This is a genomic window from Flavonifractor plautii ATCC 29863 (assembly GCF_000239295.1).
GTDB lineage: Bacteria > Bacillota > Clostridia > Oscillospirales > Oscillospiraceae > Flavonifractor > Flavonifractor plautii.
The window spans coordinates 1-17,003 of sequence record NZ_JH417807.1; the positions used below are offsets into that span (position 1 = coordinate 1).

Annotated in this window: 15 protein-coding genes; all 15 read right to left on the reverse strand. The window is 55.4% G+C overall.

What is annotated here, in order from left to right:
* Positions 1-157: 157 nt before the first annotated feature.
* Positions 158-379, reverse strand: coding sequence for a hypothetical protein (locus HMPREF0372_RS19260; protein WP_007492803.1), 222 nt, complete (start codon positions 377-379; stop codon positions 158-160).
* Between the two features lie 12 nt (positions 380-391).
* Entirely contained in the window at positions 392-646 is a 255-nt protein-coding gene (locus HMPREF0372_RS12090; RefSeq protein WP_006876445.1) for a helix-turn-helix domain-containing protein, read from the reverse strand.
* 14 nt (positions 647-660) lie between these two features.
* Positions 661-2,475: a type IV secretory system conjugative DNA transfer family protein gene (locus HMPREF0372_RS12095; RefSeq protein ID WP_039997417.1), complete on the reverse strand. Its 1,815-nt coding sequence runs from the start codon at positions 2,473-2,475 to the stop codon at positions 661-663.
* Between the two features lie 290 nt (positions 2,476-2,765).
* The gene (locus tag HMPREF0372_RS12100; protein ID WP_007492814.1) at positions 2,766-4,211 is read right to left on the reverse strand and encodes a DUF3991 and toprim domain-containing protein; all 1,446 of its coding nucleotides are present in this window, start codon (positions 4,209-4,211) and stop codon (positions 2,766-2,768) included.
* Positions 4,212-4,460: 249 nt separating this feature from the next.
* On the reverse strand, positions 4,461-4,595 hold the full coding sequence (locus HMPREF0372_RS21080; RefSeq protein WP_269142258.1) for a hypothetical protein: 135 nt from the start codon (positions 4,593-4,595) through the stop codon (positions 4,461-4,463).
* A gap of 13 nt (positions 4,596-4,608) precedes the next feature.
* Positions 4,609-7,605 (reverse strand): MobP3 family relaxase, encoded by a 2,997-nt coding sequence (mobP3, locus tag HMPREF0372_RS12105; protein ID WP_007492818.1) that lies wholly within the window; start codon positions 7,603-7,605, stop codon positions 4,609-4,611.
* Between the two features lie 22 nt (positions 7,606-7,627).
* Positions 7,628-8,035, reverse strand: a complete 408-nt coding sequence (locus HMPREF0372_RS12110) for a hypothetical protein (RefSeq protein WP_006876451.1) — start codon at positions 8,033-8,035, stop codon at positions 7,628-7,630.
* 561 nt (positions 8,036-8,596) lie between these two features.
* Positions 8,597-9,052 (reverse strand): hypothetical protein, encoded by a 456-nt coding sequence (locus HMPREF0372_RS20130; RefSeq protein WP_007492825.1) that lies wholly within the window; start codon positions 9,050-9,052, stop codon positions 8,597-8,599.
* 165 nt (positions 9,053-9,217) lie between these two features.
* Entirely contained in the window at positions 9,218-10,660 is a 1,443-nt protein-coding gene (locus HMPREF0372_RS12120; RefSeq protein WP_007492827.1) for a hypothetical protein, read from the reverse strand.
* Positions 10,660-10,920 (reverse strand): DUF6103 family protein, encoded by a 261-nt coding sequence (locus HMPREF0372_RS12125; RefSeq protein ID WP_007492828.1) that lies wholly within the window; start codon positions 10,918-10,920, stop codon positions 10,660-10,662. The genes HMPREF0372_RS12120 and HMPREF0372_RS12125 overlap by 1 nt, the downstream gene beginning before the upstream one ends.
* Positions 10,921-10,931: 11 nt before the next feature.
* Positions 10,932-11,672 carry a hypothetical protein gene (locus tag HMPREF0372_RS12130; protein WP_007492830.1) on the reverse strand — a complete coding sequence of 247 codons (741 nt, stop codon included), beginning with the start codon at positions 11,670-11,672 and terminating at the stop codon, positions 10,932-10,934.
* Positions 11,673-11,681: 9 nt separating this feature from the next.
* A complete protein-coding gene (locus HMPREF0372_RS12135; RefSeq protein WP_007492832.1) occupies positions 11,682-13,145 on the reverse strand; it encodes a hypothetical protein in 1,464 nt (487 codons plus the stop codon).
* Between the two features lie 40 nt (positions 13,146-13,185).
* The gene (locus tag HMPREF0372_RS12140; RefSeq protein ID WP_155117024.1) at positions 13,186-14,523 is read right to left on the reverse strand and encodes a hypothetical protein; all 1,338 of its coding nucleotides are present in this window, start codon (positions 14,521-14,523) and stop codon (positions 13,186-13,188) included.
* Between the two features lie 5 nt (positions 14,524-14,528).
* Positions 14,529-15,611, reverse strand: coding sequence for a M23 family metallopeptidase (locus HMPREF0372_RS12145; protein WP_007492836.1), 1,083 nt, complete (start codon positions 15,609-15,611; stop codon positions 14,529-14,531).
* On the reverse strand, positions 15,608-17,002 hold the full coding sequence (locus HMPREF0372_RS12150; protein ID WP_007492838.1) for a hypothetical protein: 1,395 nt from the start codon (positions 17,000-17,002) through the stop codon (positions 15,608-15,610). Before HMPREF0372_RS12150 ends, HMPREF0372_RS12145 begins: the two co-directional genes overlap by 4 nt.
* Position 17,003: the final 1 nt, after the last annotated feature.

Genomic DNA, 17,003 nt, shown 5'->3' on the forward strand with positions numbered 1-17,003 from the left:
TCAGAGTACTGTCCTTTCTATAGGTACCATTTTAGTTATTTTCTGTCTTAAATAAAATCCTTAGAGTGGGCGCTTCTGGTTGGTTCATTATGAACCGGGACTCGGTTCACATGATATGTAGACCCTCCCCTTGGCGGGAGGGTCTGCTTTTTACAGGCTATCTCACCAGACGGTTTCTTGCTTCCAGTGCTGATGCGCAGTCATGGCCTGTCAAATACTGTGCCGCATCCAGCCATTCCTGTTCGCTGCATGCACCTAAAGGGATCGCGGCAGTGAGCCTGTGCAGCCGTTCACTTTGCTGGGACAGCCGAAGATCAGAAAGAACTCCGCATCCCATTTGATAAGCCAAATAATCCAGTAGATCGATCTCAACCAGCATTGGACACCTCCGTCATACCACATGATACAGATTGGAAGTAAGACTCCCATTCTCCCGCCAGCGTGGGTCCTTTTGCAGCAGACCAGCCCTGCAGAGATCATCCAGTGCCCGCTTGACCGTAGAGCGGGAAAGCCCCAACTCCAGAGCAATGGTTCTGATGGCCGGCCAGCAGCGTCCCTCGCTGTCTGCCCGATCTTTGAGGTACATATAGACGCTCTTGGCTCTGTGGCTTAGATTGGAATTGTAGATATTTCTAAAGCTGTTCATTCTGTTTCCCTCCGTCAAGGCCGAAATACCGTTTTGCGGGAATCCGGTGCGGCCTGAATTCCCTGAGCCATACCGCCAGCGGATGTGCCGACTCCCTGCGGCTGCTCACTATCCATTACAATCGTCCCATAGTGGCGGCGGATGATGGACTCCTCCAACTCCTGCTTGTCAGCATAGGCAACGAACCGCTGGGCCTTCTCCGGCACTTCATAGGGCTTGCCGAACCGGATGCCCCAGTCGAGGAACAGCCGCAGCTTGACCTTCATGGGGTGGACGCCGGTCTTGGCCACAATAAAGCTGCCCTTGGGCATGGACTTGAGTTCATCCGGGGTCATGAGGGGACGCTCCATCATCTGGAGGGACTGGCTGGGATCGTTTTTCCCGCGGGAGATACTGCCGCTCATCACCGTCCGGCTGCCCAAAGATTTGGACAGTTCCACCGCAGTCTGACTGGCCGGGGCGAAGCCGCCGTAAAGGTTGACCTGGCAGTTGTCCACGATGATCTCAGAGCCCTCTTTTCCATAGTTTTTCTGCAGCTGTCCCGTAATACTCTGGACGATAGGCACCAACATGAGTCCTCTGGACCGGGAGGCGGAAAACATCAGCTCCAGCGACTGGATGGGCGGGCATGTCCCAAGCTCATCTGCAAAGAAGACCACCCGGTTCTTGAGCCGCCCGCCGTTCTCATCGGCCACGGTGAGGATCTCCCGGTACAGATTTTGGAGGATCAGGCTGACCATGAAATACTTGGTCTGATCCTCCTCGGGCAGTACGATAAAGATGGCGGATTTCTCATTGCAAAACTTCTCCGCGTCAATGGCGGTGTCAAAGCAGAGGATCTGCTCCATCTCCGAGTCGAGGAAGGCGTTTAGGCGGGACAGTACCGTTGAGATCACGGAGGCCATGGCCTGCTCCGCCGTGTTGAGGGCGGACCCGGCAAACCAGCGGGCCTTATGATTAGGCGGGAGCTTTTCCAGCAGGAGCTGGAACTGATTCTTTCCCTTCACCCGGCTGGGGGCCAGCAGTTCCTGCACCAGCTTGAACACCGACACGATGTGGCGCTTTTCAATGGGATTGCCGTCCGCGTCCTCGGTGGGCAGATACTCGGCCACCAGCAGGAACATGGCGGTCAGCAGGCCCTCGGCGGAATCGTAGAAAAAGGCGTTTTGCCCATACTGGGCGCTGTCGCCGCCGCTGGTGTTGATGAGCGTCTTTGCGAGGATCTTGGAGTATTTCTCCGCCTTAGCCTTTGCTGCCAGGTTTTTGGGGTCGGCCTTATAGATATCCATGTACTTGTTGATCAGATGAAGCAGGTTGTTGCCGTCCGAGCGGGTGGGATTACGCAGATCCAACACGGCGATTTGGTATCCGTAGCAGTCCTTGGCAATACCGGCATAATTGCGGAACAGGTCGCCCTTGGTATCCGTGCAGAGGAAGGACATCCCGCTGGCGAGGGCATATTCGATGTTGGGGTACAAAAAGAACGCGGTCTTTCCGGCGCCGCTGGCGGCGGTGACCATGGCGTGGATGTCATCGGTGTCCACCAGAGCTGTAACATGGTCTTTGGGCCCTTCGCAGCCAAGGACAAGGCCCTGCTTTTCCGGCAGATGCTCTCCCTTGCGCCACAGCTCTGGTTCAAAAGGGACATGGGCATAGGTCTGCCGAATCTCCTGTTTGGTAGCCCAGCGTGCGGTTCCGTGCTGGCCGTCGCCCACAGTCTTGGATTTGATTCCGTCAAGGGTATAGTAATGGGAGAGAAACGCGAGACCGCCGATCACGAGAAACATGATGGCACCTACCACGATAAGTGTTATAACTTGCGTTGGCACATGATCCTCCTTTTGATATCTACGCCTTAATATCAGAAGGGGATGTTCAGTTTTCGCTTTGTCTGCTATAATAAATTGGTATGAGGTGATTGCTTTGATTTGCGTATGTGACCATTGCTACTATCTGTTTGAGGCGCCGGAACTGCCGGAGCAATGCCCAGACTGTGGAAAGCAGGCAACTCGGCCAGCCAATAAGCAGGAGCGGGCAGAATATCTCAGCAGACAAACAAGCAGCCAGGAAGAAGCGGAGGAGTGGGACTGAGCCATTCCTCCGCTTTGCTGTTTCAGGCTTAGGCCATCACTGGCTCAGCTTCCCTCTGGGTCTTTTCCTCTTTCTGCCGCCGTTTGATCTCGTCGGCCTCGTACTTGACCGGCACCTTGGCACAAGAGATGGCCAGCTCCAGCCATGCGCTGGCCACCTCTTTTTTCTCTGCCTGGGTACGGATACCCTGGCGATTGTTCTTGGCCAATACGCTTTGGAATTGCATGGCGATCTCATCCGCCCGGTTCTTGAGGATACTCCGGTTCTGATGAGGCAGGATGTGGCTTTCTAAAAACCGGACGCCCTGCTCAGTGGTCAGCGCGATACCCATCTGTTTGCACTCCCGCAGCACCACCGAGAGGGCCAGCGCCGCCATGGTTTCCATACATTCCATCGCCTGGTCAAAGCGTCCCCAATGGAGGTCGTTCCGGTACTGTATGAGCAATCCGGGGAACTGATAAACCGCCCGGTCCGGCTGAACTTCCTTGCACCTGGCTCCGATTCGCCGGCAGACGAGCCCCGCCACCACAAACTGCGGATGCTCCTCGGCGGGCTGGGCCTCCAGTCCATTCCACGCTTTCAGATCCTCGTCCCAGTCTTTGTATTCGGATTGCAGCGAGGCAATTTGAGAATAGCCATGCTCCCGCAGAATATCCGAGAGCCGGCCGGCGGCCTCGATTCCGGCGGCATCGTGATCCAGGCAAAGGATGGCTTTCCGCAGATTTGGATTTTTCTCCAGCATCCACAGCATAGCATGTTCCGCCGTACCACAGAGAGCCACATAGCTGTGCTGCTGCCAGCCGTCCGGGTACAGGGTGAGAAAGGCAAGCAGATCGATGGGGGCCTCGAATACATAGAGACGGTCGCTGGTACCGACCCAGTGGAAACTGCACCGGGGATCACTGCCCTCTATGTTGCCCCGGTAGCTTTTGCCTTGGGTATAGAGCCCCCGCTTGTGGGCATGACGGGCAACGCCGCGTTCATCGAATCCGACGAACACGGCGTTGTGATACACCTTTGTCTGATCTATGGACAATTCCCGGCTCTCATAGATCAGTCCCTTCTGTGCGAAAGCGCTTAGTACCTCCCGGCTGATGTGCCTCTGCTGGAGCAGATAAGCATATACCCGCCGCATGGCCTGGTTTGAGGGAGGCAGGGCAAATTCCTTTGGCGGCTTTTTTTCTTTTTTCTCCGCCGGTACATACACCTCCCCCTGTTCACCATTGAGCAGACGGGTCACTGCTTCAGGGTAAGTCAGGCCGTAGAAATTTTGGACAAAGGAGATTGCATGGCCACCCCTCTCTACAGCATGATCATACCACTCATTCCCATGCACAGTAATACTGTGATCTGAGGTGAGGCGTTTGTCCTGGCCGGAGGAGATGAGTTTCTCTCCCTGCCGGCGCAGGAACTCCACCAGGTCAACGGAGTTGGCACGGAGTTTTTGGTCCTCTGTGAAGTGGATATATGGCACGCTACATCCCTCCTTATCAAAAAAAGAGACCGCAGTATGCGGCCTCTCAAATCTGTGTTAATTCATTCGGTTGGTTGGCATCTTTCGGAGCTCTTGGACTTGATCCCGACGCCCATAGACCACAGCGGTAGTGTGACTGGAAAGGTTCCTGAAAGGGTAACTGAAAAAGAGAAAAAAGATTTCAGAACTTCTTGTTGAAGCTCCAGAGGCTATTAATGGGAGTACGCAGGTTCATACCTCATATGCCTCTCACTGATTCCTTCCCTTGAGTTTCCGGTGGAACAGAACAGGTCTGCACGGGATTGGCTTTTGCCGTTTCAGCCCTTGAATGCCTTTTGGATGCGCCAATAAAATCTGCTGTTTAAACTGCTCTTTCTGTTTCAAAAGATTACCTCCCTTATAGCTGCATTTCCGGCTCATGGTCATCCGCCTTGTGGCCCTGAGCGATCTTCTTCGCCTTGATTTTTCGTAGGAGCTTCCGATCCACCGCGACCCGGACGCCACCGGAGGGCGGTGGTTGGTTTTGCTCCTGGAAAATGTTGGACAGATGGTGGAACAGCGAAATGACGGCCGCCACAGGAGGCTGGCCCAAGCGGTCATCCATGTGTTCCAGGAAATATTGAGCATATTCATTGCCCTGATCCGCTGCCAGCTGGAACCACTTGATCGCACTGGATCTATCTTTTGGGACCTCCTTCCCAAGCAGATAGAGCTTGCCAAGGGCATACTGGGCGTATTGATTGCCCTGTTCCGCTGCGGCGGTGAGCCAGCGGATGGCGGCTTTCACATCCTTTGGCGCATCTTCCCCCTGGAGCAGCAGCTTGCCCAGCCGGTACTGCGCAAACTGATTACCCCGGCCTGCTGACCGCTTCAGCAGACTTAGTGCTTTTACGCTGTCTTTGGGTACATCTTCTCCTTTGAGATAGACCAAGCCCAGAGCGTATTCCGCATACCCGTTCTCCTGTTTGGCCGCGGCAGCAAGCCAGCGGATGGCGGCTGTTACATTCTTTGGGATACCGTTGTCTCCCTTCAGCACCAGTTTTCCCAGGCGGTACTGGGCAAACTGGTTCCCAAGTTCCGCAGCGTATGTGAGCCATTTCAGTGCGGCCGCCGGGTCTCTGGGCAGGGCTGCGTCACCGGCAAGATACAGCTTGCCAAGGGCAAAGGCGGCGAAGCTGTTTTCCTTCGTTGCCGCAAGTGTGAACAGAGCCACCGCCTTTTGAATGTCTTTTTCCACGCCCTGACCATCCCGATAGATTTTGCCGAGCGCGTATTGAGCACAGTCCTGGCCGGCTTCCGCCGCCTTTGTCAGCCACTCCAATGCCTGGGCTGTCTGCTCCGGTGTAGAGGATGGATCATTGAAAATCATCCGGGCCAGTTGGTACTGTGCATGGGGATTACCCAGTTTGGACGCCTGTTCAAACCACTCCCTGGCTGCCGCCTCATCTTTACCAGTCCCTACACCATGGAGGAGCATCCATCCGATGCGGTACTGCAATTTATCGTCATGGCTCTGCTGCTCCAATTCGAGAAATCCGGCGAAGGCTTGCCGGTACCACTGTTCCGACGCTTCGGCGTCCTTCTCACAGCCAATGCCGTCCCGATACATCTTTCCTAACTCGTAGGCGGCATAGGGGAAGTCCTGCTGTGCGGAAGCTGTGTATAACTCCAGCGCCCGCGCATCGTCCTGTTCCACACCCTGTCCACGGCGAAACAGGCCGGCAAGGGAATATTGCGCATACTTGTACCCTTTGTCTGCGGAAAGTTGGAACCACCGGGCGGCATCACCATAGTCCTGCTCACAGCCGAGGCCCGCGGCATACAGTTTGCCGATCCGGTACTCCGCATAGCGTTTTTTCTTCTGCCTCTCAACAGCATAGAAAGCGGCCAGCGCCTTGCTGTACCACACATGGGCGGCCTGCATATCAATCTTCCGGCCCAGCCCGTCCGCAAGCATCCGGCCCAGATCGTGCATGGCCAGCGCATTGCCTTTTTGCGCCTCCTGTTGGAACAGGGTAAACGCCTGCTCAAGATCCTGGGGCTGATCCTTGCCGCCAAACAAACAGCGGCGGGCCAGGCGGTACTCATCGCTCCAGTTCATCTGCGCTTTGGCTGGCGCAGACACCGTTTTGTCTGGGACATCGTCCGGTGGGGACTCCGAGAAATCATTCCAGTCATTATCAGGCTGGGGCGCCTCCGGCAGCGGCGCTTCTTCCTGGTCCTCCACAGGGACACGGTCTTGCTGGTCATCTGGATGGAAAACCTGCTGGCGCGCCCCCAGTGTTACCGCTTCCTCAATGACGATGTTTTTGATCCGCTTGAATTCCTTCTGCTGGGAAAGGGGAAGGCGTGGAGGCAGGTCGTCCTTGTAGGTGCGCAGCACATCTTCCCGCAGTTCATACCACAGGGCATAGGCTGCGGCGACACATGGCTCTTTGGTCAGCTCGTCCACAATCTCATCCACCACAGCCTTCAGCGGAGCCTTGAGGTAGCCGTACTGCTTCCGGCCTCCGGTGTGCCGCAGGCGTTCCGCCAGATGCTCCATGAGCTTCTCCATGCGGTGGTTGACCACGGCGCCGCTCCACATCTGTTCAATCAACTGCTCCAGCACAGAGCGGGCGTCCTCATTCAGCGTGTTCCTACTCTGGGTCTGCTTCTGGTAAAGCTCCGTCAGCTCCTGCCGGAAGATCTCTTTTGCCAGTCCCGACTTGATTTGGGCGATGCCCTGCGTGGTGAGGAAGCCTTTCGACGGATCGGCGCTGTAGCAGACCATGTGGATATGGGGATGGTGTGCTTCATCATGGAATGCAGCGTACCACCGGAAATCCTCCCAGGGGATCTTCATCGCCTCCGCCATTTCCATGGCATACTTGGAGAGCAGTGCTTTCCATTCTTCCGCCTTGTCATAGCCGAGGCGGGCGGCGTCTTCCCGCCGCAGAGAGATGATGGGCAGCCACACATTACTGGGGTGGGCCGCGACCGCTTCCGCTACCTGCGCCAGTACGAGCTGATCTTCCTCGCCGGTAAACAATCCATGGGAACCGACGCGCTGGGCGCGGGGGCGGGTGGCGATGTACTTCAGATAGTTATCCTTCTTGGCGATCTGGTCATAGTTGTCCTCCAGAGCGCGAGTGATGAACTCCGATGCGTTGGTGCGTGTCGGCTCGACCGCATAGTCCTCGTATTCAAACATCCCACGGCTGAGCGGGAAGTCCCGCAGGATCTGTTCTACCATCTTTTTCTGCTTTGAGGTGGCCGGCCACTCACTGCGTCCCGGATCGATGCGCTCCACACCATTCCGTGTGGCCATATATTTCACATAGTTTTCAAGATGAGCGGTGGCGGAGGAGGTACCGCCCTTGATGTAGGGGCACTTGAAAATCAGGCGCGGCACAGACTGTCACCACCTTTGTGCATCACTCCACGCCCCGCTGGTAGTCGATGGCGTCCTTGAAGCTGATGCGCCCATTGGTCTGCTTCACTTCACGGACGGACCGGGCGCGGAGTGTCTTGAGATCCTCGTCACTGATTTCCATGCCCGCCGCCAGTACATTCATCATCATGTTGACCTCCACCGCCAGTTTGAAGAGCAGGCGGGCGATGCGGTTCTCACTGTCTTGGACGGTTCCGCGCATGGCTGCCACCAGTGCGGGCGGCAGATATGCTGTGGCTTCCTTGCCGGAAACATAGCCGGCATAGAAGCGGATTGCCTTTTCAATAAACTCGTTCTGGCTCTGGCAGTTATCCCTTTCACAGAGTTCTTTGACCAGTTGCTGTGTTTCGGGAGCAATACGCAGAGCGAACTTGATTTTTTCTCTCGCCATACTTTCCTCCAACCAAAAATCCCTGACCTTTGCATGGTCAGGGATTCGTCTTTTTGAGTGACTTCTTTACTTCAAAACTGGATGCCGTCCATACTTTGATTTTGTGCCTCCTTTTCTGTCCATATCCCTGTTCTAATGCCGGATAAACGCTGGAGTGATGGGCCATTCCAGCCGTGGTGACCCCCGGTGTGATCCCATCCCCTGAAAAGTGACCCCCGCAAAACCGTTCCCCGGCCCGCATTGCGGGGCGGTGTGAGCCGAGCGGGGGACGCTTTGCGACCCCCGCTCTTTATCCCGCACTGTTTTCGACCCCTCGGTTCACCCTCGCTAAAGGCGAAAGTGAGAGGCCATCAACGCAGGACGGTCACCGCTCATTTTAGGAACGGCCCGCACAAAGCCGCCGCAAGCCCCCAGAAGGGCGGCAGGTGTACGGATGCCACCCCCTCTTGGAAAAGGGGACACAGGGCCGCACAGGGGGCAACGGCGGGGGAATGCGCTCCACGCCACAAAAAGAGCCGTGCTGCCGCACGGCTTTTCATGGAGCATCGGCTATCGGCTTGCTCAGTTCTGTGTGCAGGCCATGGGCGCCTGGGCCCCCTCGTTCTCCGTCTGGCTTTTGATGATCCAGTCCGTCAGGTTCTGGCATTCGCTCAATTCCCTGGCCAGTGCGTACATCTCACGGCGGCCAGCGACGCTGTTCAGCTCCACCGCTGTCTCGAACAAGCCCCAGATATTATCCAGGGTTTGGAGGCCGCTGGCGTTTATCGGCAGGTCTTTTTCCTCCATCACATGATTCACCTTTTCGGGCTCGGCTGCTTGGGTAACTGCGATTTCTTCCTGACGGATCAAGTCCAGCCACCGCTGTGTGTCTGGTATTGGAAGTCCCCATACCGTTCCAACCTGTGTCACAGCCTTTCGATATGGAGCTACATCCACGGTTGTTCCATAGAGCACAAGGTATGCAATGGCCTCCTTTGCGAGATTTTCCTGCAGTTTACATACTTGTTTGGCTTTCATTCGTTGAACTCCTTTCCTCAGTTTTTTGGTTTGTTTCAGGCGCCGGTTGGCTGCCCATGCAACAACACAATGCCACACTTCCGGAGAGAAATCCATTCATCACTGCCAATAAAAAGCGGCTTGGGAAGCTGTGGGAAGTCGATAAAATTTACCGAGCGGCGTTTCCTACAGCCGAATCTCCAGCCCTTCTTCCGCCTGCTCCCGCAGCAGGGCGGTCCTTGTTTCCCCCAAGCTCTGTCCATTCTGTTGGTGACAGTAGGCGTCCATCTGGTTCCACAACTGGACCTGTTCCGCGGGAGTCAGCGGGTAGGAAAACTCAAACTCATGACCGTCAGAGCAGACGAGACATACGGTCAATGCGCTGTCTATCCGCCCGGTCTTCCAGTCAAAATTGGCGTACACATTCAGCCAGTCATCGTTGACGGCGGAGGCAACATTGGTACCAAATACTGCGTCAGGATCGAAGTTTATGGGGATATAGAAGCTCAGTTTCCCATCGCACTCTGTGATCTCATCGGTGAAGGACACCGCATCTACCGGCAGCCTTTTGGTACCTGCAGTGAGTTCCGGAGGGGCTTCACGCTCCATATCCAACTGCGCATAGTAGTCGTTCAGCGTTTTCCCGGTCTGCTGTTGGCAGAATTGTTCAACTATTTTGAGGAGAAGATCTCGCTCCTCCTCCATCAATGGATAGAAAAAGTCGTGCCGTACCATCCCATTTTTCTGGCGGAGGGTTAGGCCAAGTTCGTCGCTGATTCCTTGGCGGGCGGCGTCATAACCGCAGGTGATCTCCAAAGAATTCTCCGGTTTCGAGCAGTCCACCATCAGGTTCAGCACCTCTTTCTGCACCCCATAGCCGCTGAGATCCAGCCGGAACTTCAACTCCCGGCCTGCGTAAAAAGGTCCGTCAATACAGAGTATATCTCCCTTCTCCAAGGGACGCAGGCCCCCGATTTCAACAGGGGCAAAACTCTCCGGCTCGATTTGTTTCCCCTCCAGATGGCTGGTAAACTTTGCCCACTGGTCTGCCAGCGATACACGGGAACTGCGGGTGGCGTAGTAAACCGCTGCTGAGACATCTTTGATCTTAAAGGTCTGCCAGCCATCCATGATGCGGAGGCCAGAGAGCCAGCCGGCATCCAGATCGATCTCAAACGCGCCTGCAACCTTGCCGGTATTTTCGAGGTGCAGAACCGCCAGTTCGTCAAACCGCTCCCGCGTAATGGGCTGAGAATTATAAAAGTGGTGGGAGAAATCGCCCTTCACAGCCGCAGCACCTCCTTGCAGATAACGGCGCAGCCGTATGGCCACATCCAGGAACTCCTCACCGTTACCCGTTGAGAAGATACTGTCGTGGCCATGTTCCCGAACATGAAAGGCGGTGTAGACCGCACGTTCCTCAGCCTCCCGCGCTGCCTCTGCCGCCTCATCACTGATGCGTTTCTCCACCTGCTCCCACTGTTCCTGTGGAACCGTCTCGTTGTACAGCGTTATCAGATAGTCCTGCAAATGCTGTTCAATATCGCTGCCCTGGGCCTTCAGCGCCTCCTCCAGCGCGTCCCAGCGCCGCTGATCCAGCCACACCTCGGCGGATGTAGAGCCTGCCATTATTCGGCCTCCTTCCCCGAGTCAAGAGTATCCGGCATGGTGCTTCGAGGTGAGCGGGCAGACCGTGGACGGGGCTGTTCCTCCGGTTCCGCCATGCTTTCGATATACTCCCTGGTCTGGGACGGCACATATCTCTTGTAGAGCTTCTCCATGAACGCATCCAGTTCCGCCTCCAGGGAGGTGTCATTCTTTCCCGCATAGAACTGGACGGCTTTGAGTTTCTCCTGATCAAATGAAATAGTGACCGTGGCTTTTCTCATTTAGATTCCTCCTACATGGTTATTTCCTGAGTTGCCTCTGTTTCCGTGGGCAAATTACATGCTGGATAAAATTCCAGGGCGTCGTGCCATAGCCTGATGCAAATCAAATCGCCACAGGCCGTATCAATATCCTGCAATTCAAGTGCGCCGCCCCAGCCATTTTCGTACTGATCCGCAATCTGCTGCTCAAACAATTCCAGTTCCCGTTGTGTCAGGTCTTCCGTCATTTGAAGTTTCAACGCCGCATAGATTGTTTCTCCATCCACATATATTCCTGGCGTTGCGGACAGTACCTTTTCCCGGATTCGTTTTTCTATCTTTGGATGAGTGGGCAAAACGAAGTAATTCATGAGATTGTTTGAGGGGTATTCATCAGTAGAAAAGTGTTCCATCATATTCCGAAGATCCTCGGCATATCTTGCGCCGTTGTCGTAAAGAGCTTCTTCCACCTCCCCCGAAGTCCGGTCTATGAGGGATAGATGGACAGTGGACAACAGCATTGGCCGCTCCATAAGTCTTGAAAGGTCTGTTTCTGCATTCAGATTAAGGCGTCCCATGTTTATTTCGTTGGATTCCATGCAATAGCAATCCTTCAGATCAAATCCCAACAGCTCAATATCACTGTGGGTCATCCCCAAGTCATGATGCAGTATCTCATATAACTCACTGCTGTCATAATGTTCCCCAAGATAGCTGAAGAGCATATTGAGCAGTTGCTGTTCACGCTCGCTGCGGTTTATACGATAGCCCATAGCTCATCCTCACATAAAAAGCCCCAGGGTATTTTCAGCCCTGGAGTAATTGGCGATTGTTTCGTCATATTGAACCAACAGTTGAGGATCAACCCCGTCCAACATCAGCTCCACACCATAGGGGCCAGGATGAATGGCGGCGACTTTGGCGTCCAGCAGAGCTGAAAATTCTTCTTTCCCCTGGGCAGTCAGCCGAGAAAGATCCGCTGCGGGCACCCAGCCCACATCCTCTGTAGCATGAACCAGATAGACATCGTGGTCCGGCAGGCCGAGCGTGAGCAGATCCCGCACATGGATGGCAGGGGCTTCTGCCAATGCCTGGAGCTGCTGTTCCTGCACGGACTCTGGTGGGAAATACACTCTGGTTTCTCTGCCATCCCTGCAGAAATAATCGACCTTTCTCCACTCACCGCCATGAGCAACCTGCAGCTCCCCAAGATGGCTGTATCTCCAATTCCGACTATTTTCCTTGCACCACTGGGCTACATGGTCGCTGACGCTGCCGGACTTCCAGTCGAAGATGAAAAGGGTTTCACCTCTCTGCCGAAGCAGCTCCGTCCACTGTACCCGGTCTGTGAAGCCCATACTTCGGGCAACAAACGCCTCACACATCCGGATCGCCCAGTCGAACGGCTCTGCCTGATGTTCATGTTTCTTTCTGAACTCTTCCAACTGCCAAAGCAGATCCAACTGATCCTGTTTAATATTGATGTTTCTTTCCTCCTCTTTCGTGTCATCCTTTGACTGTTTATCCAGCGATAGATTGTTTCCAAAGACTTCCGTTAAGCTCTCATAGATGCTCTCCGTATCCCATTCGCCGGCAGCGGACATCCGGCCGGCGATCTCCCGCAGGGTTGTTTCATGGGAGAGTATCTCATCGCAAGAGATAAACCAGGGCCAGATTTCCGAGGTTTCCTGCTCAAAGCGAATGTAGTCCACGATGTCCTGGTATGCGTCACCGCAGTCCGGCTCATATCGGTGGGTGAGATCAAAGCCCATGGCTTCGATCTCCTGATTGGTCAGTCCCAGTTCATCGTGAAGCACCTTGTAGAGTTCCTCGCTTCCGTCATGCTCCGCAAGGAAAGCTATGAGCCGGTTCTGGATTCTGTTGGCGCCTGCCGTTGGAAAATGTTTTGACAAGGCATCCAGGCTCTCCCGCAGACTGCCGGCCCGGTGGTCATATTCCACCCGTATCCGCCCATTGTCCAGGTCAATGACCACCTGCTGTTCCACAATCCCGCCATGACCAAGGTCATGGCTCAGGGCCTCTGCTTCGTCCGCAAACACTTGCCTGAGCGGAGTACCGCGCTCTGCGGCGGCATTGGAAAGTGCCTCTGCGAACCCGCTGTTTTCCACTTCCACGATGGCAGAGGCCCGCTCCAACAGGGAGTGCAGCTCCGTAAACCCACCTTCTTTTTCGCCTACAAAAGCGGTTTGACGCCCCTGTTCCTCTACTTGATACAGCACCGCCATGGTATTCCTCCCGTCGTTCTATTACTGCATACTTCCTCTTTTACATGGAGAGGTCCTGTCCCACCTCCATCTCTGCGTCCCACATCACCTCAGCCTCATGCAGGTAATGCTCGGCCAGCTCTTTATCCTCACAAAAATAGGGGACGATGCCGCGGAATCCATAGTACTCCCCGCCAACCGCCGGGTTGTATCGGCCGAGTACATAGTGTAGGGGGACTTTTTCCATTGTGAAAAAAGTCCCCCGCACCGAGCAGGTCTTGTCCTGCTCATCCACACTCTCTATCACTCCGCCTCGCAAAGCGAAATCACCAGGGCCTCCATACGGCTCGGTAGCGACGAACAGCACTCTTTCTCCAGCCGACAGTTCTTTGGCCAGCAGGCAGTCCCGCATACGGGAAATGATCTCATCGCGGGAAGTGAATTGTCCATCTATCTGGATTTCATCGCCCTTCAGTTCGAGGGCAGACAGCGCCTGCTGGTACACAGCATGAAGCCGCTCAGACGGCACATCGGGGTCAAGGCAGTAACCAAAAGTCCCCGGAGCCGAGTGGGTGATACGCTCCTCATCTGGAAGCTGATGCAGTTCCTCATAGGCGGAGATCAAATTCGCCAGTTTCCCTGACTCCGGGAAATGGCCGGACTGTGCCCCCTCTGCATCAATTTGCTCGTCCACATATTCATCGTGCAGGGCGAAGCCGAGGTATCCAATCTCATCGTCACTCATTCCCAGATTATTATGAAGCATCTCATACAGGTCAGATTTCTCATCGTACATATCACAGAAGACAGATACGGATTTGCGAAATAATTCGGACTGTCGTGCCAATGGAATTTGTCCTTCTATCTCCTCATCGCTCAGGTTTCTGCAGTAGTTCAGGTAATAGCAGATGTCAAAGCACTCATCTGTCAGGGCGACCTCCGCCGCCTCCGGCCGCTGCTCCAGCTTCTCAAGGAGCAGGGCGTCGAAGCCATTTCCATCCTCTATCACCAGTCCCATTTGCTCATAAAGCTCACTGAAATAATAGCACCAACTGCCCTCGTTGGTGTTCTCCGTGCCCTCCTTGATGATCTTTTCCACCGCCTGTTCCAGAATGGAATCGACCACCGCTCTCGCGCCGGGCAGATAGACGAAGTGTTCGCCCGCGTCATAAGCGAAAACGCCATCTGCGCGGCCCTCTCCCAAAATGAGAACACCCCGATAGACCCGTTTGCCGTCCTCCTCATAATAGAGCGGCTGTGCATCCCAGGATAGTTCTTTCTGAGGCCAGTTCAGAAAGGTTTGAAAGTCGTTGGCCGATAGAGTGAGCAGGCGGGTCGCTTCACACTCGGAGATGCGGAACTGGCCGGCCTTGGCCGGCAATTGAAGTTTCAGACGCAAAAATATCAACCTCCAGTCGTCGGTAGATAATAGCGGGGATTTGTGCGCTCCCCATTGATACGCACCTCAAAGTGCAGGTGCGGGCCGGTGGACCGCCCGGTGGAGCCGGAGAGGGAAATGATATCCCCAGCCTCCACCGTCTGTCCCACCTGAGCCAGCAGACGGGAATTGTGGCCATATAGGGTGGACAGGCCATTGCCGTGGTCGATCATCACATAGTAGCCATAGCTGCTGTGGTACTGCGATACGGTCACTGTACCGGGTAATGCCGCACGGATAGGGGTGCCAGTGGGCACCGCCAAATCCATCCCGGTGTGGCCTCGCGTTTCGCCGGTGAAGGGGTCGCTTCGGTACCCGAATTCCGAGGTGACCACGGCCTCCCAGCCTGCTCCGATGGGAGAGCAGAAGCCATCCACCTCAATGAACGGGACATCAGCCCCAGGGAACCAGCCGCCGCTTTCCCCGCTGGGGCTGCCATAAAGGATGAGATGATAGATACCGTCAGCGTTGGCCTGATGGTCCGCGGTGACCTCGACTCCAATGGCATGGCTGATCCGCTCATAAATTTCTGCCAGGTCTTCAATAGGAACGGCCACCATGTAGGTTTCTGTGGTCTCCACCTCATTGCCTTCTTCGTCGGTGGTGGTAACCGTTCGGGTTCGCTCCTCATAATCCACGAAACAGTCCGCAAACTCATGGATGCCATCTGTATCTGGCTGTTCTGCGGCGAAATACAGAGCATAAAAAATGGCCTTGACGCGGGTATCGTCAAGGCTTTTTCCATCTTCGCATTGACTATTGATCTCCGCGATCACTTCGTCCAGTTGGTCAAAGCTGTTCCGCATATCCTCGATGTATCTCCGGTACTCCGGCGTGGCGCTGGCGGAAATGGAGCCGCCGTGGAAGCACAGCTCCACGGCGGACACATTGTGCTGTGAGGTTCCTGAGAGGATGGCGCAAAGCAGAACCACCAGAACGATCAGCGGGGAAAGGATAGCCACAATGCCCCAGCCCACCTTTTTGCGGGCTTCCTCATTGGAAAGAATTACTATCGCCGCTTTGACGGCCGCTGCAACGGTGGCACTCATAGGTTCATACCTTTCATGGGCGAATCCTCTGGCTGCGTACTGTTCTGCAGTTCAGACCAGTACGCGGCCAGCTCCTCCATGGTTTCCGTGTACCCATCGCCTTTGGGCCGATGCTCCGCCCACAGCTGGTACTGCTCCAGATCAATCCCCCGGTCCAGCAGGAGCTTGGCGGCTCCGACCGCCTGATTGCTGACACAGGCATAGAGCGCGTCATAGTTGTCCGGCTCCACCGGCATCCCGTGTTCCAGCAGCCTCTCTGCCATCCACTCCTGATGCTGGCCCGTGAGGGTGCGCAGGATGCCGGCCACCTCATCGCCCGGTCGGACGCCCTTGTCCACCAGATCCACCGCGGTCTGGAAGTCCAGCTTTTCCGCAACCCAGCGGAGAAGCTTCGGGGGCACAGAAGCAATCTGCTCCGGCGTGCATTGGGCGATCAGGTCTTTGGCGATGTTCCGGCAGTTATTTGTATAGGCATAGAGGATCACCTCACCGTGGAGGGAGGGGAGCGGCTCCGAGAGGCGGCCTTCTGATTCCTTCACCAATGTTTGTACCCGCCAACTGTCTCCCGTTTCCACCGCCCGCTTACAGGCAGTGAGATATGCCTCCGGGGAAAACCTCTCCACCGCCGCAAGAAGTATCAGGGTCATATTTCCTCCCACGACACCGGGGCGTCCCGCCACCTCGATCAGCAGGTCATCCGTCTGGCCTGATACCCTGGGATAAAGGTTTTTGAAGGCGTCAAATTCTCCGTCCCGAATGGCCAACACGGTTTTATCGTAGTCGCTGATGTGCAGGGGGTACCGTCCCACCTCATCCATATAGGCGGTGATGCTCCCGGTCATCCGCCGCAGGAGCTGTTCCGTCTGGGACATGGCCTGTTCCTGGCGTTCCTGCTGTTCCACCAGCGCCTCGATGATGGTGCGCTGCTCCGTAGGATTCAGGTGGACGATCATGCCCTCCGGCTCCGCCCGCTCACCCTGACGGAGATGTCGGGCATAGGTTTCGCCGTCCCCGTGGAACGCCTTGGTGATGGCGGAGGAGATGAGGAACATCCGGTCCAGATCTGCGCCGGTTTCGCCCAGCGTCTTGCCGGTGATGAAACTTTTGGTGACGGGGCGGCTGTCTTCATACCACTTCAGGTACACATCTAAATAGACGCCCTCGTTGCCGCCGTAGTCGGTGGTACAGAAGATGTCGGCGTCTTTGGGGATCTCCCGGCCATTTTCCCATTCCCGGTCCATGAGAAAATACTCGTCCGGCAGGTACCCCATACCCTCCAGGCGGTGCTTTAACTCCTCGAAGACCTCCTGAGCGGTACGCTGTCCGGCATACTGCGTCTGTCGGGGATCTCCCGGTAATGGCTCCCACTGTTCCAATTCAATTTCTTTCATT

Coding starts and splice junctions, on each gene's coding strand:
- HMPREF0372_RS12090 (WP_006876445.1), bottom strand. CDS start 646: ATGAACAGCTTTAGAAATATCTACAATTCCAATCTAAGCCACAGAGCC.
- HMPREF0372_RS19260 (WP_007492803.1), bottom strand. CDS start 379: ATGCTGGTTGAGATCGATCTACTGGATTATTTGGCTTATCAAATGGGA.
- HMPREF0372_RS12130 (WP_007492830.1), bottom strand. CDS start 11,672: ATGGGCTATCGTATAAACCGCAGCGAGCGTGAACAGCAACTGCTCAAT.
- HMPREF0372_RS12125 (WP_007492828.1), bottom strand. CDS start 10,920: ATGAGAAAAGCCACGGTCACTATTTCATTTGATCAGGAGAAACTCAAA.
- HMPREF0372_RS12110 (WP_006876451.1), bottom strand. CDS start 8,035: ATGGCGAGAGAAAAAATCAAGTTCGCTCTGCGTATTGCTCCCGAAACA.
- HMPREF0372_RS12120 (WP_007492827.1), bottom strand. CDS start 10,660: ATGGCAGGCTCTACATCCGCCGAGGTGTGGCTGGATCAGCGGCGCTGG.
- HMPREF0372_RS20130 (WP_007492825.1), bottom strand. CDS start 9,052: ATGAAAGCCAAACAAGTATGTAAACTGCAGGAAAATCTCGCAAAGGAG.
- HMPREF0372_RS12145 (WP_007492836.1), bottom strand. CDS start 15,611: ATGAGTGCCACCGTTGCAGCGGCCGTCAAAGCGGCGATAGTAATTCTT.
- HMPREF0372_RS12150 (WP_007492838.1), bottom strand. CDS start 17,002: ATGAAAGAAATTGAATTGGAACAGTGGGAGCCATTACCGGGAGATCCC.
- HMPREF0372_RS12135 (WP_007492832.1), bottom strand. CDS start 13,145: ATGGCGGTGCTGTATCAAGTAGAGGAACAGGGGCGTCAAACCGCTTTT.